Genomic DNA, 21,821 nt, shown 5'->3' with positions numbered 1-21,821 from the left:
TTCGACATCGACAACAAGAGTCAAGCATGAGCAAGGTCTGGTTCATCACGGGTGCAGGTAGCGGCATCGGCGCGGCAACCGCCAGAGCGGCATTGAAGGCCGGCGACCGTGTTGTCGCGACCGGCCGCAATCTCGACAAGGTCCGCAATGCCCTGAACGACGTCGCAGGCGACAACCTCGCGGTCGTCCAGCTGGACGTCGCCGATGAGGCACAGGCGAAGCCTTCGGTTGACGCGGCGATCCGCGCTTTCGGGCGCATCGACGTTCTCGTCAACAATGCCGGCTACAGCCTGCTCGGTAATTTCGAGGAGTTGAGCACCGCTGAAATCGAGCAGCTGATCGCGACCAACTTCTACGGCGTGATGTACATGATGCGCGCGGTGCTTCCGGTGATGCGCAAGCAGAGATCCGGCCGGATCATCAACATCAGCTCCCTGGCGGGTATCGTCGGCTTCAAGCATTGCGGGGCCTATAGCGCCGCAAAGTTCGCGGTCGAAGGCCTGTCGGCATCGGTGGCCCATGAGGTCGAGCCGTTCGGCATCAAGATCGTCGCAGTCGAGCCCGGCTTCTTCCGGACGGACCTCCTCGACGCCCACAACGCCAAATATGCCGGCAGCACGATCGAGGACTACGCGGCGGAAGGCACCGCCGAAAACATGTGGTCGGGCTATCACGGCGCCCAGCAGGGTGATCCGGCCAGGCTTGGCGACGTCCTGGTCAAGATCGCCGGGATGGACAATCCACCCAGGCAGTTTGTGGCCGGCAGCGACGCGCTCGCAGTGGTCAAGCCAGCGCTCGAAGCTCGGCTTGAGGAGTTGCTAGCTCACGCGGATCTCTCCAAGTCGACGGACGGCTCCTTCTGAAGTCGCGTCGCGCTGAGGGAACTTCGCGAGTGCCCGCCCTCTTCAGCGCATGATGAAGCCGCCGTCGACCGAGATCGATTGGCCGGTCACGTAGCTGGCTGCATCGCTACAGAGCCACAGCACCGCGCTCGCAATCTCCTCGGGGCGGCCGACCCGTCCCATCGGCACGCTCTTCTCTAGAGCTTTGAGAGCATCGCCCTGACCGGCGGCAACCATCTGGTCGGCCATCGGGGTCCAGATCAGCCCGGGGCATATGGCATTGATACGGATGCCGCGTGCCGCATATTCGAGCGCCGCGCTCTTGGTGAAGCCAAGGACGCCGTGCTTGGCCGCGTGATAGATGCCGCGCTCGGCGCCTCCCACAAGTCCCCCGAGAGACGAGCAATTGACGATCGCGCCGCTTCCCTGTTTGCGCATCTGTTGCAGCTCGAATTTCATGCAGCTCCATTCGCCGCGGAGATTGATCCCCATGACGCGGTCGTAATCCTCGCGCGTGGTGTCGGCCGTCTCTGCGAGGACATTCTGGACGCCCGCGTTGTTATAGGCGGCATCGAGCCTGCCGAAGGCGGCGACCGTCTTCGCGACCATGGCTTCGACCTGTGCGTCATCGGAGACGTCGCAGCGGATGGCGATGGCCTTATGACCCCGGGTGGCCAGCTCCCCGGCCTCGGCACGTACTGCGTCCTCGTTCCAGTCCGCCAGCGCGACGGACGCCCCGGATTCCGCGAAAGCCTTTGCCGTGGCGAGGCCCAGCCCGGACGCAGCGCCGGTCACCAGCGCAACCTGTCCCTCGAATGAAATGTTCATGGATATCTCTCCTGTCGATGTATCAGATCGTCGTACGCGCCGTCAGCGCTGCGTACGCGCGGCTTCCGCCTGCGGGTAACGGTCGCCCGTGATGGTGATCTGCGCGACCGCGGCGTCGATGTGCCTGATATCGTCGGGTGTCAGCGCGACCGCGGCCGCGGCGATGTTTTCGTCGAGACGGCCGAGCTTGGTCGTGCCGGGGATCGGGACGATCCACGACCTCTGCGCCAGCAGCCAGGCCAATGCGATCTGCGCCGGCGTCGCACGTTTCTGGGCGCCGATCTGAGCCAGCAGGTCCACGACCGGCCGGTTCGCCTTGCGGGCCTCGGGCGTAAAGCGCGGCAAGCCGGCGCGGTTGTCATTGCCGCCGAAGCTGGTGGTCTCGTCGATCTGGCCGGTGAGGAATCCCCTGCCGAGAGGACTGAACGGGACGAAGCCGATCCCCAGCTCCTCGCAAGCCGGCAACACCTCCGTCTCGGGCTGACGCCACCAGAAGGAGTATTCGCTCTGGATCGCGGCGACCGGCTGGACCGCATGCGCGCGGCGAATGGTGGAGGCGCCGGCCTCGCTGAGGCCGAAATGCCTGACCTTGCCCTCGGCGATCAGATCCTTCACCGCACCAGCGACATCCTCGATCGGGACATCGGGATCGACGCGGTGCTGATAGAACAGCTCGATCGTCTCGACCCGCAACCGCTTCAACGAGCCCTCCGCCGCCTGCCGGACACGTTCGGGGCGGCTGTCGAGCCCACCGGAACGCCGGGCGTCGGCGGGACCGAGGTCGTGGCCAAACTTGGTGGCAATGACGACGCCCTTCCGGAACGGCTCCAACGCTTCGCCCACGAGTTCCTCGTTGGTGAACGGGCCGTAGACCTCGGCAGTGTCGAAGAAGGTGACACCGCGCTCCACCGCCGCCCGGACCAGCGCGATCATCTCGCGACGTTCCGGCGCCGGGCCACGATGATAGTTCAGGCCCATGCAGCCGAAGCCGATGGCCGAGACCGCAAGGCCGCTATCGCCAAGCTCGCGCATCTGCATGTTCATTCTCCTCGGCGAGCCGCTCGCACCAGCACGCAATCACCTGCGATACTGTTCGTCGCTGACCTTCTCCATCCAGTCGACATTCTTGCCGTTTAGCGATTCCGTGATGGCGATATGCGTCATCGCGGTTGTCGCGGTGGCGCCATGCCAGTGTTTCTCGCCGGGCGGAAACCAGACGACGTCGCCGGGGCGGATTTCCTCGATCGGTCCCCCCTCGCTTTGCACCCAGCCCAGGCCGGACGTGACGATCAGGGTTTGGCCGAGCGGATGGGTGTGCCACATGGTTCGGGCACCGGGTTCGAAAGTTACTTGACCGCCGCTCAGACGTACCGGGTCGCCCAGCTGAAAGAGCGGATCGACGCGGACCGTGCCGGAAAACCATGTTTCAGGGCCCCTACCAGAGGGGCGTGAGCCGTTGCGTTTGATGTCCATCGTTGCCTGCCTTCCCGTTGTCGGACCAGTCTCTTCCGAGGCCCTCGCAAAGCCCGCATGCGACGATGCCAGCATGGCCAATCCGGCGGCGCCTGAGAGCACGCTCCGCCGCGTCAGCGCGCTCGAGGCGTCCGCAGCGCTGCTCCCGCATTGCCGGAAGGGAACGTCCGATCGATCCATATGCCGAGCTCGCCTCACTTCGCGGGACTGCGCCATATCTAATGCGTGCGGCTATGCGGACTAGCCACTATCATCGGCATGGACTTATAAGGAGGATCGATAAATGCAGCGCGGAAATCTCGACGACCTCTCGGCCTTCCTGATCGTCGCCCGTGAAGGCAGCTTTACGAGAGCCGCCGCGAAGCTCGGCATTTCACAGTCCGCGCTCAGCTACACCATCAAGGAGCTCGAGGCGCGGCTGAAGCTGCGCCTGTTGACGCGCACCACGCGCAGCGTGTCGCCGACGGCCGCGGGTGAACGTCTGTTGCGCAACGTGGGTCCACGGATCGCGGAGATCGAGGCCGAACTCGTCGCCTTGACCGAGCTCCGGGAAAAGCCCTCCGGTACCATTCGCATCACGGCGACCGAATATGCCACCGACGCCGTCCTCCTGCCGAAGCTTGCGAAGCTGTTACGCGAATATCCCGACATCAAGCTAGAGATCGTCAGCGATTACGGACTGACGGATATCGTCGCGCAGCGTTTCGATGCCGGCGTGCGGGACGGCGAGCAAGTCGCGAGAGACATGATCGCGGTGCGAATCGGCCCCGACGCGCGCATGGCCGTCGTCGGCGCTCCGTCCTATTTCCGGAGCCGGCCGGAGCTGAAGAAACCATCGCAACTGGTCGTGCACAATTGCATCAACCTGCGCCTGCCGACCCACGGCGGATTGTACTCCTGGGAGTTCGAAAAGGGCTCGCGGGAGCTCAACGTTCGGGTCGATGGCCAATTATTCTTCAACACCACGACCCAGATGCTCCAGGCGGCGCTTGCCGGCCTGGGCCTGGCCTATCTGCCGGAGGGCCTCGTACAGCCCCACATCAACAAAGGCCGCCTCAAGCGGGTGCTCGAGGACTGGTGTCCTCCCTATCCCGGCTACCACCTCTACTACCCGAGCCGGCGCCAGCCTTCCGCGGCTTTTGCACTCCTTGTCGAGGCGCTGCGCCACCGGGACTGAGCCGTCACCTCGGCAAAGCGCCAAAGGCGATGGGCGTGGTTCGGATCAGCTTCAGCGACCGGACCATCTTCTCCACGGTCGCCTTGTATGTCTTGAAGTGAGCGGTTTCCAGGTGAGACCGGTAAGCATCCTGATCCCGGTAGATCTCGAACACCCTGACGCGCGTGGGATTGTCGTTTTCGGAGACGGCATAGAGCGCAATAATACCGGGCTCAACGCGCGTGGCAGTCTCGATGTGCTCGGCCACCGCAGCCTTGTAGGATTCAAGCTGTGCGGGATCGATCTCGATTTCCGCTTCCTGCACGTAGAGCGGCCGCACTTCGGCGGCGGCAGCGGTCCCGGAAACGGCTGCCGTGAGCACGGACCCGCCGATCAGGAGAAGATGCGAGATACTCAAGTCAGCCTCCTCGCGAATGGGAAGCGCGAACGCCATCTCCGGCATGGTATTCGATCTTCGTGGTGGGATACGGCTAATGCGGCCGCTTCGCAAACACATCCTTGGCGACGGCCATCGCCGAAAACACGTTCGGCCAGCCGGCATAGAACGCAAGTTGCGTGATGGCTTCCGAAGCCTCCGTCTGGGTCAGGCCGTTATCCATCGCCCTGTTGAGGTGCGGCGTGAGCTGCGCCATCTGCCCGTTGGCGATCAGCGCGCTGACGGTGACGAGACTGCGGTCCCTGGGCGCAAGGTCCGGACGCAGCCACAGGTCACGAAACAGCACGTCGGTGGTGTACTGCACGACACCCGGAAAGGACGCGCCGAACTGGTCCTGGACGAACGTCGCACGCTGCGCCTCGGCAGCCTCGTCAAGCGGCAACGGCGTCACCGTGACGGCCGGAAGCTCACCGACGCCGATGTTGCGGGCGGCGAAGACGTCCTTGGCAACAGCGACCGCGGACATCGCATTAGCCCAGCCGGCGTAGAAGGCGAGATGCGTGATGATCTCCAAAATCTCGCGCGGCTTGACACCGTTGTCGAGCGCCAGATTGAAATGATACGGCATCTCGATCGACTGATTGCGCGCGATCAGCGCTGCCAAGGTGACGATGCTGCGGTCGCGCGGCGCGAGGCCGGGGCGCTTCCAGACATCGCCAAGCAGCCGGTTCTGCGTATAGGCCTCCAGCGCCGGGGCGACCTTCCGAACATCCTCATACGTGAGCGCAGCCTTCGATCCGGTCATGGTGCCAGTCTCCTCCGTGCGGGCCGATGGCATGGCCATCACCAGAAGCAATGCGATGGCTGCGGCTTGCGGTTTCATGATGATCTCCTGTGCGCCACGGCTTGTTCCCGGACGCTCGCGCGCCGGCGGGGCGTGGTCGCTCTTCGCAGGCTTGTTATAGGCAATCGGTCGCCATGCGATTAGATGGTGCAATCCGCATGGACTTATCGAGCAGGCTTATGAATCTGTCCGATGGAGCACGCTTCGCGATACGCCGCAGCACTGGGACCCATCCTCGCGAGCGGGAAAGAACTGGGTCCCGGCTCTGCGCGACGCTTCGCTGCGCTTGTCCGGGACACGGTAGACTGCCCTAGGCCGCCTCTTGCTCTGCGCCAATTGCGCCAGCTGCCGCATGATCTCCGTGGTGCCGGCTGCTGTTGCAGTGCCCCTCGCTCTCATCTATCAAATCTAAGAAGCCGGCAGAACCACATTCATCCACGTCGCAACGCGCCGGTCTTGCGCCGACGCTTCACAGCGACGCGCTGTTGCGAGTTGGCCAAGGACTCTCAGATGCATCCCACCGATCTGACTACCCAACCCGGCGTCGTTCGTCCCGGCGCGATCGGTCACAGCCGCGCAGTCGTCGGCCGCAATTTCGCATTCATGCCGCCTGAAGGCGTCTTGAAGAGCCGGCTGCCGGCGTGGGTGTCAACGACTGTGCGTTTTCTGGCGGCGCCGAGCCTCGGAGCCGATTTTGCCCAGTTCATGCTGGAAATCGAGCCCTCGGGCGGCACGGCCCAGCCGATCTGCGTGGACGTTCAGCACTTCTTCTACGTCGTCACGGGAGCCCTCGACATCAGCATCGGCGCCGAACCCCCGACCTCATTGACGGCAGGCGCCTTTGCCTACGTTCCGGCCAACACGTCCTTCGCGATGAGCTGCCATCCCGCTGCTCCCGCCCGCGTTCTCGCGGTCAAGAAGCGTTATGAAGCGGCTGGGGGCATCGCGTCACCGGCGGCAATCATCGGTCAACAACAATCGATGCCGATAACGAACCATACCGGACTGGAGGGGCGCGGCTTCAAGCACCTGCTTCCAATGGGCGACTTGCGGTTCGATTTCGAGATGAATCTGATGTTCTTCCAACCCGGCGTCTGCTTTCCAGCCGTCGAGACCCATATCATGGAGCACGGGTTGTTCATGCTGGAGGGGCAAGGCTTGTATTATCTTGGCGATAGCTGGCACGAAATCTGGGTCGATGACTTCATCTGGATGGGATCGTTCTGTCCGCAGCAATTCTATCCGACCGGTTCGAACCGATCGGTCTACCTTCTGTACAAGAACGTCAACCGGGACGTGGTCCTCTGACAAGCGTCGCGGGGCACCGGCGCGATTCTGCAGAGCGGAAGCGATAGTCGCTCCCTACGCCGCCTTCTTGGCCTGCGCCAGCTGCGCCAGTTGCCGCATGATCTCCGTGGTGCCGGCGAGCCGCTCTTCCGGGGTCTCCCAGTCCTGGAGGAACACCACCTTCATGTCGGGCCGCACCTTCGCGGCCTGGCCGTGGCTGCGGATGAACGTCACCAGGCGGTCGGGATAGGCGAACGAATTGTCGCGGAAGGCGATGACGGCGCCCTTCGGACCGGCGTCGATCTTCTCGACATTGGCCCTGCGGCAGAACGCCTTGATCGCGGCGACCTTGAAGAGATAGCGCACCTCGTCCGGCAGCACGCCGAAGCGGTCGCGCATCTCCGCGCCGAAGTTCTCGATCTCCTCCTCGGTGTCGAGATCGGCCAGGCGCCTGTAGAGCGACAGCCGAACCGAGAGATCGCTGACGTAATCCTCCGGGATGAGCACGGGCATGCCGATCGTGATCGACGGCGACCAGCGGTCGGCGGCCGGCTCGGAGACGCCGGCCTTGAGGTTCACGATCGCCTCCTCCAGCATCGACTGGTAGAGCTCGAAGCCGACCTCCTTGATATGGCCTGACTGCTCCTCGCCGAGCAGATTGCCGGCGCCGCGGATGTCGAGGTCGTGCGAGGCGAGCTGGAAGCCCGCGCCCAGCGTTTCCAGCGATTGCAGCACGGTGAGCCGGCGCTCGGCCTGCGCCGTGATCTTCTGCTGCGCCGGCAGCGTGAACAGCGCATACGCCCGCAGCTTGGAGCGGCCGACGCGGCCGCGGAGCTGATAGAGCTGGGCAAGGCCGAACATGTCGGCGCGATGCACGATCAGCGTGTTGGCGTTGGGAATGTCGAGGCCGGATTCGACGATCGTGGTCGACAGCAGGATGTCGAACTTGCCGTCGTAGAACGCGGTCATGATGTCCTCGATCACGGCGGGCGGCATCTGCCCGTGCGCGACCGCGACCTTCATCTCCGGCACGTTCTTGTCGAGGAAATCCTTGACCTCGGCGAGGTCATCGATGCGCGGCACCACGTAGAACGCCTGGCCGCCGCGATAGCGTTCGCGCAAGAGCGCCTCGCGGATCATCAAGGGATCGTGCGGGGCGACGAAGGTGCGCACCGCAAGGCGGTCGACCGGGGGCGAGGCAATGATCGAGAGCTCGCGGACGCCGGTGAGCGCCAGCTGCAGCGTGCGCGGGATCGGCGTCGCCGACAGCGTCAGCACGTGCACCTCGGAGCGAAGCGCCTTCAGCCGTTCCTTGTGAGTGACGCCAAAATGCTGCTCCTCGTCGACGATGACGAGGCCGAGATCGCGGAACTTGATCGCCTTGCCGAGCAGCGCGTGGGTGCCGACGACGATGTCGACCGAGCCGTCGGCGATGCCCTTCTTGACCTGGTTCAGCTCCTTGGTCGGGATCAGGCGCGATGCCTGCGCCACGTTCACCGGAAAGCCCTTGAAGCGCTCGGTGAAGGTTCTTGCGTGCTGGCGCGCCAGCAGCGTGGTCGGCACCACGACAGCGACCTGCTTGCCTTCGAGCGCCACGGCAAAGGCGGCACGCAAGGCCACCTCGGTCTTGCCAAAGCCGACGTCGCCGCAGATCAAACGGTCCATGGGGCGGCCGAGTTCGAGGTCCTTCAGGGTCGATTCGATCGCCCCCAGCTGGTCCTCGGTCTCGTCATAGGGGAAGCGCGCACAGAATTCGTCATAGAGGCCCGGCTGCACCGGCAGCTTTGGCGCCTCGTGCAAATGGCGCGCGGCGGCGATCTTGATCAACTCGCCCGCGATCTCGCGGATGCGGTTCTTGAGTTTCGCCTTGCGGGTCTGCCAGCCGCTGCCGCCGAGACGATCGAGCTCGACCGTGGTCTGGTCGGAACCGTAGCGAGACAACAGCTCGATGTTCTCGACGGGCAGGAACAGCTTGGTCTCGGCGGCGTAGTGCAGTTCGAGACAATCATGCGGCGCGCCGGCGACGTCGAGCGTTTGCAGACCGACGAACCGGCCGATGCCGTGATCGACATGGACCACGATGTCGCCGGCGGCAAGGCTCGTCACCTCCGAGATGAAATTGTCGAGCTTGCGGCTCGCCCTGCGCGGCCGCACCAGGCGGTCGCCGAGGATGTCCTGCTCGCTGATGAGCGCGATCTCGTCGGTCTCGAAGCCGCTCTCCAAGCCGAGCACGGCGAGCATGGTCTCGTTGCGCGGGGTGGCCTGCACCGTGCGCCAGCTGTTGACGCTGGTGGTGTGGGCCAGCTTGTGGTCGCGCAGCATCGAGGTCATGCGGTCGCGCGAGCCTTCGCTCCACAGCGTGATCACGACCTTCTTGCGTTGCGCCTGCAGGGCCATCACGTGGCTGACCACGGATTCGAACACGTTGACGGTGGTGTCGTTGCGCTCCGGCGCGAAGTCGCGGCCCTTGCGTGCGCCGGCATCGACGACACCAGCGCCATCCGCCGGCACGGAGAATTGCGTGAGGCGCGCCAGCGGGATGTCGCCGAGGCGCTTGGTCCACTCCTCTTCGGTGAAATACAGCCGGTCCGGCGGCAGCGGCTTGTAGATGGCGCCGCCGCCCGGATGCTCCATGGCATCGCGGCGGGCCTGGTAATAGTCGAGGATCTGCTTGAAGCGCTCGCGGACGGCGTCCTCGGCCTGCGGCTCGATCGCGACGGCCGCGCCCTGCAGATAGTCGAACAGCGTGTCCATCCGGTCCTGGAACAGCGGCAGCCAGTGCTCCATGCCGGGATGGCGGCGGCCTTCGCTGACGGCCTCGTACAGCGCATCGTCGCGCTCGGGCGCGCCGAACTCGGCGACATAGCCCATGCGGAAACGGCGGATGGTGTCGGTGACGAGCTGGAATTCGGAGACCGGGACGAGGTCGAGCGAGCGCATGTCGAGCAGCGTGCGCTGGGTCTCGGCGTCGAAGGAGCGGATCGATTCCAGGCTGTCGCCAAAGAAGTCGAAGCGCACGGGCTGCTCGAGGCCGGCTGGAAACAGGTCCAGAATGCCGCCGCGCACGGCATATTCGCCGGGCTCGCGCACGGTCGAGGAGCGGTTGTATCCGTTGTGCTCGAGCCAGGCGACGATGGTGTCCATCGGCACGACGTTGCCGGGGGCGACCGACAGCGCCTGCGCCGCGACGAGCTCGCGCGCCGGCACGCGCTGCACGATGGCGTTGACCGTCGTCAGCACGATCAGCGGCTTGTCGCTACCGGTCAGGGGGGCAAGCCGCGCCAACGTCGTCAGGCGTTGGGCCAAGATGCCGCCATGCGGCGAGACGCGGTCGTAGGGCTGGCAGTCCCAGGCCGGGAAGGTCAGCACCGGCAGATCGGGCGCGAAGAACTGCAGCGCGCGTTCGAGCTGCTGCATCCGCGCACCGTCGCGGCAGACCACTGCAAGGCTGACGGCCGGCTTCTTCGGCCGTGCCGCGATGGCGCGCGCCAGATCCGAGATGACGAGGCCTTCGGCACCTTCCGCGACATTGGCAAGCGTCAGGGCGCGGCCGGGCGTGAGCAGCTCGGCCGGCGATTTCATCCCCTGCTTCATGCGTCGCGGTCCGCGATCGGAAACGCCTTGATACGGGCAAACAGCGCACCGGTGACGTCGGCCGGCAGCACCTTGTCGCCGGTGATGGCGGCATAGAGGTCGGGATCGTTGACCTCGAGCAGGTGCTCGAGTTCGGCGAGTTCGGCATCGGACAGGTTGCCGATCTCGGCATCCGCGAAGCGGCCGAGGATCAGGTCCATCTCGCGCGTGCCGCGGTGCCAGCAGCGGAACAGCAGCCGCTTGCGGCGGTCGTCCAGCCCGTTGCTCGATCGTGTCGTTCCCGTCATGTCTCAATTCCAGTCAAACGCCGAAAGCCCGGACGTGCCGGGCGGGGGTGATATAGCTACTTGGGCGGCCGGTGTCAGCTCTTTGTTGGCGCACTCCTGTCTGCCAATTCGTCATGGCCGGGCTTTGTCCCGCCGAGCCGTGAAAAAAGACGTGGATGCCCGGCATAAAGCCGGGCATGACGGGCCGAAACGATCCTAGATTCCCCCAATGCGCCCCAGCCTGCTCAATCCACTGTTTGCTCCCGTGACCAGCCTGCCCGGCGTCGGTCCGAAGCAGGACAAGCTGCTGCAGTACCTGCTCAGCCGCAACGAGACGCCGCGGCTGGTTGACCTTCTGCTGCACTTGCCGAGCCAGGTCATCGACCGCCGCGCCCGGCCGAAGATTCGCGATGCCGTGCAGGGAACCATGGTGACGCTGGAGGTGACCGTCGACCGCCACCGCCCGCCCCCGCCGCGCAACGCGCGGGCGCCCTATCTCGTGTACGCCAGCGACGATACCGGCGACGTCGTGCTGACGTTCTTCCGCGCCAAGCCGGGCTATGTCGAAAAGCTGCTGCCCGTCGGCGAGAAGCGCTACGTCTCCGGCACGCTCCAGATGTATGACGGCATGCCGCAGATCGTGCATCCCGACCGCGTGCTGGACGAAGAGGCGATCTCAAAACTCTCAGGGATCGATCCGGTCTATCCCTTGACGGAGGGCCTGGCGCTCGGCTCGCTGCGCCGCGCGATCGCGCAAGCGCTCCAGAAATTGCCCGCCTTGCCGGAATGGATCAGCCCGGAGGTGATGCGCCGCTGCCACTTCCCGCCAATCGCGGAAGCCCTCACCCGCGTGCACCAGCCGGTCGAGCTCACGGACATTTTGCCCGATCAGCCGTTCTGGTCCCGCCTCGCCTTCGACGAACTGCTGGCCGGCCAGCTGGCGCTGGCCCTGATCCGCGCGCAATTGCGCCGCCCGGCCGGCGTACGCAATGCCGGCGATGGCCATCTGCGCAACAAGATCATCGACGCGCTGCCCTATGCGTTGACGCCTTCCCAGCGCGATGCGGCCGCAGCGATCGCGAACGATCTGCAACAGCCGGTTCGCATGCTGCGCCTGCTCCAGGGCGATGTCGGCTCCGGCAAGACGGTGGTGGCGCTGCTGGCGGCCGCGGCGGTGGCCGAAGTCGGCAAGCAGGCCGCGCTGATGGCCCCGACCGAAATCCTGGCGCGCCAGCACATCAAGACCATCGCGCCGCTGGCGGAGCGCGCCGGTATGCGCGTCGCGATCCTCACCGGCCGTGAAAAGGGCAAGGAGCGACGCGAGATCATTGCCCAGCTTGCCGAGGGCGAGATCGATCTGCTCGTCGGCACCCATGCGCTGATCCAGGACGACGTGATCTTTCGGGACCTCGCGCTTGCCGTGGTCGACGAGCAGCATCGTTTTGGCGTGCGCGAACGGCTCGCGCTGACATCCAAGGGCGAAGCCGTCGACGTGCTGGTGCTGAGTGCAACCCCGATCCCGCGCACGCTGGTGCTGACCTATTTCGGCGACATGGATATCTCCGAGCTGCGCGAGAAGCCGGCCGGCCGCCAGCCGATTGACACCCGCGCGGTGGCGATGAGCCGCCTCGGCGAAGTCATGGACGGCGTCGGCCGCGCGCTCGAGTCCGGCAAGCTGGTCTACTGGATCTGCCCGCTGGTCGAGGAATCCGAGGCCGAGGGCACCGAGCACCTCACCAACGCGACCAAACGCTTCGAGAGCCTGCAGAAGCGCTTTGGCGACCGCGTCGGTCTGGTCCACGGCCAGATGAAGGGCACGGAGAAGGATCGCGTGATGGGCCAGTTCGCGGCCCACGAGATCGGCCTTCTCGTCGCCACCACCGTGGTTGAAGTCGGCGTCGACGTGCCCGCGGCCACCATCATGGTGATCGAGAACGCCGAGCGTTTCGGCCTCGCCCAGCTGCATCAGCTCCGCGGCCGCATTGGCCGCGGTTCGGAGGCCTCGACCTGCATCCTGCTCTATTCGGAGCCGCTCGGCGAGATGTCGAAGGCGCGGCTGAAGGTGATCCGCGAGACCACCGACGGTTTTCGCATCGCCGAGGAGGATTTGAAGCTGCGCGGCGAAGGCGACGTGCTGGGCGTGCGCCAGAGCGGCCTGCCCGGCTACCGCATCGCGCGCTCGGAGGTGCACGGCCAGCTCATCACCCAGGCTAGAGACGAGGCGCTGCGCATCCTCAAGGACGATCCGAAACTGAAGGGCGAGCGCGGCGAGGCGCTGAGGTGCCTGCTGTATCTCTATGAACGCGATGAGGCGATCCCGCTGATCGGGGCGGGCTAGGACGTGGACTCAATAGCGCCGAGCCTCTGGTCCGTTATTTGCGCAATGATCTGAAGGCTGCGCGTACCTCATCTGAAAACAGCTTCGGCTCCTCCCAGGCGGCGAAATGTCCGCCACGTTCGACCTCGCTGAAGTAGGCGAGGCCGGGGTACATAATCTCGACCCAACTTCGGGGCGCAGCAAAGATTTCACCGGGGAACGTCGTAAATCCCACGGGAACCGCGACCGCAGGAGGAGACTTGCCGGCCGCACGGGCTGCGGCCTGTCCGGCCTCCCAGTACCACCGTGCGGCCGAGGCCCCAGTGCCCGTCAGCCAGTACAGCGTGATGTTGTCGAGGATGTTGTCCCGGGTGAGATTGCCCGCGGGCTTACCCTCCACGAACGCTCGGGAAATCTTGTAGTAGCTGTCCGTGTCATGGTCGAGCATCCAGCTCGCGAGCCCGATGGGTGAATTCAGCAGGGAGTAGCCGATCGTCTGTGGCCGCGTCGACTGCTCCAGGAAGTAGCCAAAGCCACTCGCCCTAAACGTCGCGGCCGCCTTCTGCGCCGCGCGTTCCTTCTCGGATTCTGCGGGCAGCTTGTCGGACATTGCCGCCACACCCGCGAGCAAGTTGACGTGAATGCCGAGAAGTCCCTTGGGTGCCTGGCGCCCCATCGCATCCGTTACTGCCGCTCCTACGTCGCCACCCTGGGCAACGTAGCGCGTGTAGCCGAGACGATCCATCAGCACCGCCCACGCACGCGCGATGCGCACGGCGTCCCAGCCGAGTTCGGTCGGCTCACCCGAGAAGCCGTAGCCAGGCAAGGACGGCAGCACCAGGTGGAATGCATCGTCGGGAGTGCCCCCATACTTGGTCGGGTCAGCCAGGGGACCGACGGTATCGAGGAGTTCGATGACCGAGCCGGGCCAGCCGTGCGTCATGATCAGCGGCAGCGCGTTCTCATGCCGGGACTTGACGTGGATGAAATGGATCTTCACCCCGTCGATCACGGTCGTGAACTGTGGCAGTGCGTTCAGCCGTGCCTCGCACTTGCGCCAGTCGTACTCAGTCGACCAGTAGCGGGCGAGCGCCCGCAGCGTCGCCAGCTGCACACCCTGCGACCGATCCTCAACGAGCTCTTTGGTGGGCCAGCGCGCGGCCGCGAGGCGCCGGCGGAGATCAGCGAGGTCTTCACCCCGGACATTGACGCGGAAGGGAAGAATTGCGTCGGCTTTGGTCGTACCGAGCGGGGACCCTCCTTGTTTCGATTGCGCGCGTGCGGCGACGAAATGTATTGGAAGCAAGCTGACGGCACCAGTCGCGGCTGACCCTGCGAGAAGGCTGCGCCGGGTGGGTGACGAGGAGATTGCGGTCATGGTCGGCCTCCTTGTTTACAAGCCCGCTCCTAGACTAGTGAACTGCGATGCGTCGGCCAGCTTCGAACTGTAGAAATGATTGCAGGTGCCTGGGCCAAGCGTATGAGCAATTATTCGGATGATACCTTGGTACGAACTGCCCAGGGACCGTACTAAAAACAGCATACAATAGAATCCACCCACCGTCTGATGACAAGATGTTGGGGGCAACATCTTGCGAAGAGATTGCCGCCTTGGGCTGCGCTGGGCCACCCGTGAGCTTCCCTCGCAAGACGCGCAGCGACTACTTCTCGTCAGGCCGGCTTGAGCTCTCGATCTGAGCGCGCTGATGTCTCCACATGCCAAACGGCGCAACCACATAGCTGAGCAGCGCACAGCCGACCATCCAGGCCATCGCGATTCAAGTCCGGGTGGTGGCAGACGAGCGCACGCCGTCTCCTCCTCGTCATTGCGAGCGCAGCGAAGCAATCCAGAATCTTTCGGCGGAGGGGACTCTGGATTGCTTCGCTGCGCTCGCAATGACGACGTGGATAGAGCCGTTTCAGAAGACTTATCCTTTCGCCGCGGCCGACTTCATGCATCCTTCCTGCCATGCGCGGACGTCCCGGTTGTGCGCCTGAAACGCGACCGGGACATCCAAGAGTTTCTGGATTCCGTGCCAGTGGATGGCAAGTCTACGAGGTGAGGCCGGACGACTAGGCCTTCTTCTGCGCGATGCTCGCGGCAAATGCCTTCATCAGCGACGCATCCGCCGCCTCGCCCTTTGCGTCCTCGGCGAGATGCTCGAACCAGCGCGCAAAACCCTCGTAGATCTGGCTGGCCGGATGATCGGCGCCGAGGAAGCCGGAAATCTCCCGCATCTCCGCGACCCAGCGATAGGCCTTCGGGATCATGTCCGGCAGCGCGACTTCGAGCCGCGCCAGGACCGCGGGCTGGCTCAGCGCGAGCTCGTCGCGCAGCGCGTCCGCAGCGCCTGCTTTGGTTGCCGCGATCACCATGGCCGAGCCGATGCCGGCGAGGCCCTTGACGATGCCGGCGTAGGACATCTTCAAGGCCGACGCCGCGCCGACCGGGCCTTCGACGATCCGCACGTCGAGGCCGAGGTCCTTCAGCACGGCGACATCCCCGGCGTGCTCGCCGGACATGTAGAAGGCCGGGCTCTTGCCGCCGGGCTGCGGTGGGAAGCCGATGATCCCGGCATCGACGAACGGCGCCTGCGCCGAACCGATGATCTCCTCGATCCTGCGCACGGTGTCGACATTGACGGCGTTGCAATCGACCACGACGGGCTTCTTCGCGCGCCGGACGATGAGCGCGGCCAGGCGTTCGGCGAGTGCGACGGCCTCGCCCGGCGGCACGATCGAGAGGATGATGTCGGCCTCGGCGATCGCCTCGTCGTCCGCGCCGATCATGCCGGCATCCGCCGCGCGTTTTTGCGTCGCCTCGCTCCGCCCCTTCAACGACGTCAGCACGCGCGCGCCGTTTTCGTTGAGGCGGCGGGCCACGGCGCTGCCCATGGCGCCGGGCGCGAGGATCGCAATGGTCTTGGACGTCGTCTTGGACATCGTGCACTCCAGGTCGAGCACCGAGCAAGGCGCTCGGTTCAACCCGAAGAATAGCAGAGGATGCGAAGCCCTGCGTGAACGCGGCCATCCCGCACGGGAATGGCCCTACTCCACCTTCGCAGGCTGGGGCTGGAGTGCCGACGCATTGGCGATGCGCGCGGCATTCGCCATGCCCGCGAGCGCCGCGGCCTTCTTCGGGTCGGGCGCCGAGCCCGGCTGCACCACGCCGGCCGACATGATCAGCGTCGCGGCATCCTCGGTGCTCATGTCGACCTCGACGATCTTGCTCTTGGGCACGTAGAAGAAGAAGCCCGTGGTCGGGTTCGGCGAGCAAGGCAGGAATACCGAGACGTGCTCCTCCTGCCCCGGCAGGCTGCGCGCGACCTCTTCATTCGGCGACTGCGAGATCAGCACGATCGACCACATGCCCGGCGAGGGAAACTCGACCAGGCCGACCTTTCGGAAGCTCGAGCCCTTGCCCGAGAACAGCGTCTCGAACACCTGCTTCAGGCCGCGGTAGATGGCGCGCACCGCCGGGATCCGGCCGAGGAAGGTCTCGCCGATATCGACCAGCGTCCGGCCGATCAGATTGGCTGCGAGGAATCCGACGAGCGTCAGCGTGAAGAATGCGACAATCAGTCCCCAGCCGGGAACGACATACGGCAGGTAGGTTTCCGGCCGGTAGGCCAGCGGCACGAACGGCCGCACCACGCCGTCGACCCAGGTGACGAACCACCAGACCAGATAGAATGTGATCGCAATCGGCCCCGTCACCACGAGGCCGGTCAGGAAATAGTTGCGGAAGCGGCCAATCAGGCCGGTATGCGGTTCCGGGATGGGATCAAGCGGCGCAGGCGCGTCGTCGCGGGGGGTCATTCGGGTTCCAGGTCGGTCGCTACACTCAAGCTAGGGTTTTCTAGCAGGTTTTGGAAGAGCGCGGCCTGATCCGTTCTGCCTATTCCACGGTCACCGATTTTGCGAGGTTGCGCGGCTGGTCGACGTCGGTGCCCATGATGACAGCCGTATGATAGGCGAGCAGCTGCACCGGGACGGCATAGACCATCGGCGTGAACGCCGCCGCCATGTCGGGCATGACGATGGTGACGAGCGAATCGACGGTCGCCTCCGCCGCGCCCTTGGCGTCGGTCATCAGGATGATCCTGCCGCCGCGGGCGGCGACCTCCTGCATGTTCGACACCGTCTTCTCGAACACCCGGTCGTAGGGTGCGATGACGACGACCGGCATGGTCTCGTCGATCAGCGCGATCGGGCCGTGCTTCAACTCGCCGGCGGCGTAGCCCTCGGCGTGGATGTAGGAGATCTCCTTCAGCTTCAGCGCGCCTTCGAGCGCGAGCGGGAAGCTGGTGCCGCGGCCGAGATAGAGCACATCGCGCGATTTCGCGATCTCGCGCGCCAGCTTCTCGATCTGGAGCTCGGTGGTGAGCGCATCCGACATCAGGCGCGGAATCTCGACGAGGCCGTGGACGAGCTTGGTCTCGTCCTCGTCGGACAATTCGCCGCGGGCCTTGCCGGCCGCGATCGCGAGGTTCGCGAGCACCATCAGCTGGCAGGTGAAGGCCTTGGTCGAGGCAACGCCGATCTCGGGGCCGGCCAGCGTCTGCAGCACGGTCTCGCTCTCGCGCGCGATCGTCGAGGTCGGCACGTTGACCACGGCCACCGTGTGCACACCCTCGGCCTTGGCATAGCGCAACGCCGCCAGCGTGTCGGCGGTCTCGCCCGATTGCGAGATGAAGATGGCGAGATCGCCCTTGCGCAAGGGCGCCTCGCGGTAGCGGAATTCGGAGGCGACATCGACCTCGACCGGCACGCGCGCGAAACGCTCGAACCAGTATTTGGCGACGAAGCCGGCATAGCTCGCGGTGCCGCAGGCGGTGATGTTGATGCGCTGGATGTTCTTGAAGTCGAACGGCAGCTTGACCGGCAGCGCGACGCGTTCGGTCGCCATGTCGACATAGCGCGCCAGCGTGTGGCCGACCACTTCCGGCTGCTCGTGGATCTCCTTGGCCATGAAGTGGCGGTAATTGGCCTTGTCGACCAGCGAAGTCGCTGCGGCGTGCTTGATCTTGTCGCGCTGGACGGCATGGCCGTCCTTGTCGAAGATCGTGGCGCTCTTGCGCGTCAGCACGACCCAGTCGCCGTCCTCGAGATAGCTGATCGTGTCGGTGAACGGGCCGAGCGCAATGGCGTCGGAGCCGAGATACATCTCGCCGTCGCCATAGCCGATCGCGAGCGGCGGGCCGTTACGCGCGCCGATCATCAGATCGTCATCGCCGGCGAAGATGAAGCCGAGTGCGAAAGCGCCGCGCAGCCGCGTCAGCGCCAGCTTCACCGCCTCGACCGGCTTGTTGCCGCGCGTGAGCAGGTCGTCGACGAGATGCAGCACGATCTCGGTGTCGGTCTCGGTGTGGAACACCGTGCCCTTCTTCTCGAGCTCCTCGCGCAGCTCGCGGAAATTCTCGATGATGCCGTTGTGGACCACGGCGACGCGCTCGGTCGCGTGCGGATGGGCGTTGTTGATGGTCGGCTTGCCGTGGGTGGCCCAGCGGGTGTGACCGATGCCGGTCGTACCCTTGAGCGGCTCGGCCTCCAGCCGCTTCTCCAGATTCTTCAGCTTGCCCTCGGCGCGGCGGCGCTCGAGATGCTTGCCCTCGAGCGTGGCGACGCCCGCGGAATCGTAGCCGCGATATTCAAGACGTTTGAGCGAATCCACCAATTGCTCTGCAACCGGCTCGCGCCCGAGAATGCCGACAATCCCGCACATGCGGATCAATATCCCCCAAATCGTCGAAAAATCGCCAAAACGACGCGCTCGGTTTTTAGCGAAGTTCCTAAGGAACCAGATACTCAATAATTATTGCGAGTTGCTACAGTGCAATACGATCAAACGCCTCCCAGCCTCTTCCGGGGTATAGCAGTAAATTTTTCCCAAACCCACTTTCTCCGGCCCCACTGACGTCCGACGCTCCCCGCCGGCCGCGCGCGGTGTCGGGATCAACGCATTACGGGCCGCCCTACGCGATCCGGCGGGCCATTGGGCGGGCGATGACTGACCCGCGCGCTGCGGCGGGACCACCGTGCACGGCCATCCGCGCGCGGCCGGCGATGTCAGCAGATGACCCCGACTGCGGCAATGTAGCCTGCGGGATGGCCATTTTCGTCCCTAGCATTGGCTGTGCCAGCCGGTAAGCTAAACGTCTTAGCTGCGGAATAGGTCGTCATTTTGCGATCGGCGAGGCGGTCGAAACCGCGTTGTCCATATTCATTACTTAAGGAGGCGAGACTACATGAACTCCGCGAAGGCTCGGCTGTTTTTGCTGGCGGTCGCCGGCATCGTTCTTATTTCAACAAATTTTGCATCAGCGCAGATCGTGGCGCTTGGCCACAGCGCAGTTCGTGGTGTTGTGGCCGAGTCTGAAATGTGGCCGGCCGTATTAGAGGGCTTGTTGCGTGCAAGGGGCTCGCAGAGCCACGTTATAAACGCCGGAGTCTACGCTGAAACCACCGATCTAACGCTTGCACGGGTACCGAGCGCCGTCCCGCCGGGAACCAAGATCGTTATCCTGGCTGACAACGCGTTCAATGATCAACGGCGTAATATGAGTGCAGCACAGTCTGCGGCAAATCTCGCTGCCATCAAGAGCCAGCTAAGGGCGCGGGGCATCAAGATCGTCGATGCGATGGGGATCTACCTCTCGGTACGCGGACAACCCGGAATGAAGGCTCCCGACGGCGTTCACTTGAACGCCGCGGGGAACCAGAAGGTCGCGACCATCTTAGCCGGAATGGTGAGATAGCGCGCGCAACGCCAGCAACCGGTGCTGCACTTTGTGAGTTCCGGCCCGTGGCCGAATTCGCGCGGATTACGACAGCATCGCGCGGCGAACGCCTGCGGCCTCAGACCAAGGATTCGCGGGCCTTTAACCCTGCATATTAACTCCGCGTCAACATATTTGGCCAACGATTCCCGGTCTGGAGAACAAGGCCATGAAAGGCTCGTCCGACCGCAAGGGTCTCTCGTCGAAATATCTGCGTGCCAGCGAGACCTCGGGCACGCACCTTGCGCATTGGCCGCCGCCCCAGCGCGGCAAGGAAAGCAAGCCCGTCTTCGTCAAGCATCCGGAAGGCGAACCGGTCAAGCGCGCCAAGCCGCGCGGCTGGCGCCTGACCCGCGCCATCTTCTCCGAATTCGCCGACGACGAATAGCGACGCGCCTCACCACCTCAGCACCAGGGCAAACACGAGGAAAACGACGAACGCCCAGAACGCCAGTCCGGTGACCAGCGATGCGACCTCGGCTGGGCGAGGCTCGCCGACCTGTTCCAGTACCCATCGTCCCGGTGGCATGATGACGCGCTTGACGAGGAATGAGATCGTTTCGTCGATGAAGTCGTCGTCCATGAGCGCAGCCCTAACAACACCGATCGGGGATCGGCACTCGGCCGCTCACTTCTCCGGCTTCTTTCCGCGCATCTTCATCTCGCGATAGCGCGCCGCGCCGCCTTCCCTGATGGTCTGCTGGTTGCGCTCGAGCGCCATCGCATCGTCGGGCACGTCGCGCGTGATCACCGAGCCGGAGCCGATATAGGCGCCGTTGCCGATTTTCACCGGTGCCACCAGCGAGGAGTTGGTGCCGACGAAGGCGCCCTGCCCGATCACCGTCTTGTGCTTCTTGAAGCCGTCGTAGTTGCAGGTGATGGTGCCGGCGCCGATGTTGGAATTGGCGCCGACGGTGGCATCGCCAATGTAGGAGAGATGGTTGACCTTGACGCCGGCCTCCAGCGTCGCCGCCTTGGTCTCCACGAAATTGCCGATCCGCGCACCGTCGCCGAGCGAGGTACCGGGGCGCAGCCGCGCATAGGGTCCGATCGAGACGTTCCTGCCGAGCGTGGTCTCGACGATGTGCGAGAAGGAATGGATCACCGTGCCGTCGGCGATCGAGACGCCGGGGCCGATCACCACGAACGGCTCGATGGTGACGTCCTTGCCGAACACGGTGTCGGCGGACAGATAAACCGTCTCGGGCGCGATCAGTGTCACGCCGGCTTCCATCGCCGTCTTGCGCAGCCGCGCCTGCATCACGCCTTCGGCTTCCGCGAGCTGCGCCTTGGTGTTGATGCCGCGCACCTCGTCCTCGCTGGTCTCGATCACCACGGACTCCCATCCCTGTTCGCGGACGATCTCGACCGCATCCGTCAGATAATATTCGCCCTTGGAATTCGCATTGCCGATTTTGTCGAGGATCGCGAGCGCGCGGCGTCCGTCGATCGCCATCACGCCGGCATTGCACAGATCGATCTTGCGCTCGTCCGCGCTGGCATCGGCCTGCTCGCGGATCGCGACCAGGCGGTCGCCCTCGACGATGAAGCGGCCATAGCCGGTGGGGTCGGCGGCGCGGAAGCCGAGCGCGGCGATCGCGGCGCCGTTGGCCAGCGGCGCGCGCAGCCGCGCGAAGGTCTCGGCCGAGATCAGCGGCGTGTCGCCGAAGGCGATCAGCAGATCGTCCACGCCGCGCGCGATCGCCTCGCGCGCTGCCAGCACCGCATGCGCGGTGCCGAGCCGTTCGGCTTGCACGAAGGTGAGCGCATCGGGGCGGATGCGCCTCGCCTCATCGGCCACCGCCTGATGATCCGGGCCAACCACGACGGCGAGCGCGATGCCGGTTCCCTTGGGGGCGGCGGCGAGCACATGGGCGAGCAGTGTCTGGTGGGCGACGGGATGCAGCACTTTCGGCAGGCGTGAGCGCATGCGCGTGCCTTCGCCAGCGGCGAGCACGATCGTGAGGCTGGAGCGGGCGGTCATCGCAATCCTGTCAGATACGGCCGAATCAACTGGCGCGGCAGGCGGCAGGCCGCC

At 64.9% G+C, this 21,821-nt stretch carries 19 protein-coding genes; 6 read left to right on the top strand and 13 right to left on the bottom strand.

The window, feature by feature from the left end; all coding sequences use genetic code 11:
* Positions 1-26 precede the first annotated feature (26 nt).
* Positions 27-863: an SDR family oxidoreductase gene (locus E4K65_RS18300; protein ID WP_135175352.1), complete on the top strand. Its 837-nt coding sequence runs from the start codon at positions 27-29 to the stop codon at positions 861-863.
* A 42-nt stretch (positions 864-905) separates the two neighbouring features.
* On the opposite strand, the gene E4K65_RS18295 is transcribed toward E4K65_RS18300, so the two are convergent.
* The 3 genes from E4K65_RS18295 to E4K65_RS48220 are packed head-to-tail and all read right to left on the bottom strand — an operon-like array spanning position 906 to position 3,143.
* Positions 906-1,670 (bottom strand): SDR family NAD(P)-dependent oxidoreductase, encoded by a 765-nt coding sequence (locus E4K65_RS18295; RefSeq protein WP_135175351.1) that lies wholly within the window; start codon positions 1,668-1,670, stop codon positions 906-908.
* Positions 1,671-1,712: 42 nt separating this feature from the next.
* Positions 1,713-2,708: an aldo/keto reductase gene (locus tag E4K65_RS18290; RefSeq protein ID WP_167770916.1), complete on the bottom strand. Its 996-nt coding sequence runs from the start codon at positions 2,706-2,708 to the stop codon at positions 1,713-1,715.
* A gap of 39 nt (positions 2,709-2,747) precedes the next feature.
* Positions 2,748-3,143 (bottom strand): (R)-mandelonitrile lyase, encoded by a 396-nt coding sequence (locus E4K65_RS48220; protein ID WP_209312074.1) that lies wholly within the window; start codon positions 3,141-3,143, stop codon positions 2,748-2,750.
* A 283-nt stretch (positions 3,144-3,426) separates the two neighbouring features.
* Between E4K65_RS48220 and E4K65_RS18280 the strand changes: the two genes are divergently transcribed.
* Positions 3,427-4,320 carry a LysR family transcriptional regulator gene (locus E4K65_RS18280; protein ID WP_135175348.1) on the top strand — a complete coding sequence of 298 codons (894 nt, stop codon included), beginning with the start codon at positions 3,427-3,429 and terminating at the stop codon, positions 4,318-4,320.
* Positions 4,321-4,324: 4 nt separating this feature from the next.
* On the opposite strand, the gene E4K65_RS18275 is transcribed toward E4K65_RS18280, so the two are convergent.
* Both E4K65_RS18275 and E4K65_RS18270 read right to left on the bottom strand, forming a co-directional pair.
* Complete coding sequence (locus E4K65_RS18275) at positions 4,325-4,762, bottom strand: putative quinol monooxygenase (RefSeq protein ID WP_235885667.1); 438 nt, start codon at positions 4,760-4,762, stop codon at positions 4,325-4,327.
* 28 nt (positions 4,763-4,790) lie between these two features.
* On the bottom strand, positions 4,791-5,579 hold the full coding sequence (locus E4K65_RS18270; protein ID WP_135175347.1) for a carboxymuconolactone decarboxylase family protein: 789 nt from the start codon (positions 5,577-5,579) through the stop codon (positions 4,791-4,793).
* 471 nt (positions 5,580-6,050) lie between these two features.
* Here E4K65_RS18270 and allE point away from each other — a divergent pair, with 471 nt between their 5' ends.
* Complete coding sequence (gene allE, locus E4K65_RS18265; RefSeq protein WP_135175398.1) at positions 6,051-6,848, top strand: (S)-ureidoglycine aminohydrolase; 798 nt, start codon at positions 6,051-6,053, stop codon at positions 6,846-6,848.
* A 54-nt stretch (positions 6,849-6,902) separates the two neighbouring features.
* Here the strand turns inward: allE and mfd are convergent, their stop codons facing one another.
* Both mfd and E4K65_RS18255 read right to left on the bottom strand, forming a co-directional pair.
* Positions 6,903-10,421 carry a transcription-repair coupling factor gene (gene mfd / locus E4K65_RS18260; RefSeq protein WP_135175346.1) on the bottom strand — a complete coding sequence of 1,173 codons (3,519 nt, stop codon included), beginning with the start codon at positions 10,419-10,421 and terminating at the stop codon, positions 6,903-6,905.
* Positions 10,418-10,708 (bottom strand): FAD assembly factor SdhE, encoded by a 291-nt coding sequence (locus tag E4K65_RS18255; RefSeq protein ID WP_135175345.1) that lies wholly within the window; start codon positions 10,706-10,708, stop codon positions 10,418-10,420. The genes mfd and E4K65_RS18255 overlap by 4 nt, the downstream gene beginning before the upstream one ends.
* Before the next feature lie 208 nt (positions 10,709-10,916).
* Between E4K65_RS18255 and recG the strand changes: the two genes are divergently transcribed.
* Complete coding sequence (gene recG / locus E4K65_RS18250) at positions 10,917-13,025, top strand: ATP-dependent DNA helicase RecG (protein ID WP_135175344.1); 2,109 nt, start codon at positions 10,917-10,919, stop codon at positions 13,023-13,025.
* A 34-nt stretch (positions 13,026-13,059) separates the two neighbouring features.
* On the opposite strand, the gene E4K65_RS18245 is transcribed toward recG, so the two are convergent.
* The 4 genes from E4K65_RS18245 to glmS all read right to left on the bottom strand — a co-directional run bounded on the left by E4K65_RS18245 (position 13,060) and on the right by glmS (position 18,729).
* Positions 13,060-14,382: an epoxide hydrolase family protein gene (locus tag E4K65_RS18245; protein ID WP_135175343.1), complete on the bottom strand. Its 1,323-nt coding sequence runs from the start codon at positions 14,380-14,382 to the stop codon at positions 13,060-13,062.
* Between the two features lie 695 nt (positions 14,383-15,077).
* Entirely contained in the window at positions 15,078-15,947 is an 870-nt protein-coding gene (locus tag E4K65_RS18240) for an NAD(P)-dependent oxidoreductase (RefSeq protein ID WP_167770915.1), read from the bottom strand.
* A gap of 105 nt (positions 15,948-16,052) precedes the next feature.
* Positions 16,053-16,823 carry a DUF502 domain-containing protein gene (locus tag E4K65_RS18235; protein ID WP_027542896.1) on the bottom strand — a complete coding sequence of 257 codons (771 nt, stop codon included), beginning with the start codon at positions 16,821-16,823 and terminating at the stop codon, positions 16,053-16,055.
* Between the two features lie 79 nt (positions 16,824-16,902).
* Positions 16,903-18,729 (bottom strand): glutamine--fructose-6-phosphate transaminase (isomerizing), encoded by a 1,827-nt coding sequence (gene glmS / locus E4K65_RS18230; RefSeq protein ID WP_135175341.1) that lies wholly within the window; start codon positions 18,727-18,729, stop codon positions 16,903-16,905.
* Positions 18,730-19,252: 523 nt separating this feature from the next.
* Here glmS and E4K65_RS18225 point away from each other — a divergent pair.
* Positions 19,253-19,762, top strand: coding sequence for a GDSL-type esterase/lipase family protein (locus E4K65_RS18225; protein ID WP_209312073.1), 510 nt, complete (start codon positions 19,253-19,255; stop codon positions 19,760-19,762).
* A 190-nt stretch (positions 19,763-19,952) separates the two neighbouring features.
* Entirely contained in the window at positions 19,953-20,171 is a 219-nt protein-coding gene (locus E4K65_RS18220; protein WP_135175340.1) for a hypothetical protein, read from the top strand.
* Between the two features lie 9 nt (positions 20,172-20,180).
* On the opposite strand, the gene E4K65_RS18215 is transcribed toward E4K65_RS18220, so the two are convergent.
* On the bottom strand, positions 20,181-20,366 hold the full coding sequence (locus E4K65_RS18215) for a hypothetical protein (protein ID WP_135175339.1): 186 nt from the start codon (positions 20,364-20,366) through the stop codon (positions 20,181-20,183).
* Between the two features lie 45 nt (positions 20,367-20,411).
* Complete coding sequence (gene glmU / locus E4K65_RS18210) at positions 20,412-21,767, bottom strand: bifunctional UDP-N-acetylglucosamine diphosphorylase/glucosamine-1-phosphate N-acetyltransferase GlmU (RefSeq protein WP_135175338.1); 1,356 nt, start codon at positions 21,765-21,767, stop codon at positions 20,412-20,414.
* Between the last annotated feature and the right edge of the window lie 54 nt (positions 21,768-21,821).

The sequence above is a fragment of the Bradyrhizobium niftali genome (assembly GCF_004571025.1).
GTDB lineage: Bacteria > Pseudomonadota > Alphaproteobacteria > Rhizobiales > Xanthobacteraceae > Bradyrhizobium > Bradyrhizobium niftali.
The sequence above is the reverse complement of the archived record's forward strand: the minus strand, read 5'-3'. Positions and strand labels throughout refer to the sequence as shown.

Coding starts and splice junctions, on each gene's coding strand:
- E4K65_RS18220 (WP_135175340.1), top strand. CDS start 19,953: ATGAAAGGCTCGTCCGACCGCAAGGGTCTCTCGTCGAAATATCTGCGT.
- E4K65_RS18240 (WP_167770915.1), bottom strand. CDS start 15,947: ATGTCCAAGACGACGTCCAAGACCATTGCGATCCTCGCGCCCGGCGCC.
- glmU (WP_135175338.1), bottom strand. CDS start 21,767: ATGACCGCCCGCTCCAGCCTCACGATCGTGCTCGCCGCTGGCGAAGGC.
- E4K65_RS18215 (WP_135175339.1), bottom strand. CDS start 20,366: ATGGACGACGACTTCATCGACGAAACGATCTCATTCCTCGTCAAGCGC.
- mfd (WP_135175346.1), bottom strand. CDS start 10,421: ATGAAGCAGGGGATGAAATCGCCGGCCGAGCTGCTCACGCCCGGCCGC.
- E4K65_RS18235 (WP_027542896.1), bottom strand. CDS start 16,823: ATGACCCCCCGCGACGACGCGCCTGCGCCGCTTGATCCCATCCCGGAA.
- E4K65_RS18275 (WP_235885667.1), bottom strand. CDS start 4,762: ATGCCGGAGATGGCGTTCGCGCTTCCCATTCGCGAGGAGGCTGACTTG.
- E4K65_RS18280 (WP_135175348.1), top strand. CDS start 3,427: ATGCAGCGCGGAAATCTCGACGACCTCTCGGCCTTCCTGATCGTCGCC.
- glmS (WP_135175341.1), bottom strand. CDS start 18,729: ATGTGCGGGATTGTCGGCATTCTCGGGCGCGAGCCGGTTGCAGAGCAA.
- E4K65_RS18270 (WP_135175347.1), bottom strand. CDS start 5,579: ATGAAACCGCAAGCCGCAGCCATCGCATTGCTTCTGGTGATGGCCATG.
- allE (WP_135175398.1), top strand. CDS start 6,051: ATGCATCCCACCGATCTGACTACCCAACCCGGCGTCGTTCGTCCCGGC.
- E4K65_RS18295 (WP_135175351.1), bottom strand. CDS start 1,670: ATGAACATTTCATTCGAGGGACAGGTTGCGCTGGTGACCGGCGCTGCG.
- E4K65_RS18255 (WP_135175345.1), bottom strand. CDS start 10,708: ATGACGGGAACGACACGATCGAGCAACGGGCTGGACGACCGCCGCAAG.
- recG (WP_135175344.1), top strand. CDS start 10,917: ATGCGCCCCAGCCTGCTCAATCCACTGTTTGCTCCCGTGACCAGCCTG.
- E4K65_RS18225 (WP_209312073.1), top strand. CDS start 19,253: ATGAACTCCGCGAAGGCTCGGCTGTTTTTGCTGGCGGTCGCCGGCATC.
- E4K65_RS48220 (WP_209312074.1), bottom strand. CDS start 3,143: ATGGACATCAAACGCAACGGCTCACGCCCCTCTGGTAGGGGCCCTGAA.
- E4K65_RS18290 (WP_167770916.1), bottom strand. CDS start 2,708: ATGCAGATGCGCGAGCTTGGCGATAGCGGCCTTGCGGTCTCGGCCATC.
- E4K65_RS18245 (WP_135175343.1), bottom strand. CDS start 14,382: ATGACCGCAATCTCCTCGTCACCCACCCGGCGCAGCCTTCTCGCAGGG.
- E4K65_RS18300 (WP_135175352.1), top strand. CDS start 27: ATGAGCAAGGTCTGGTTCATCACGGGTGCAGGTAGCGGCATCGGCGCG.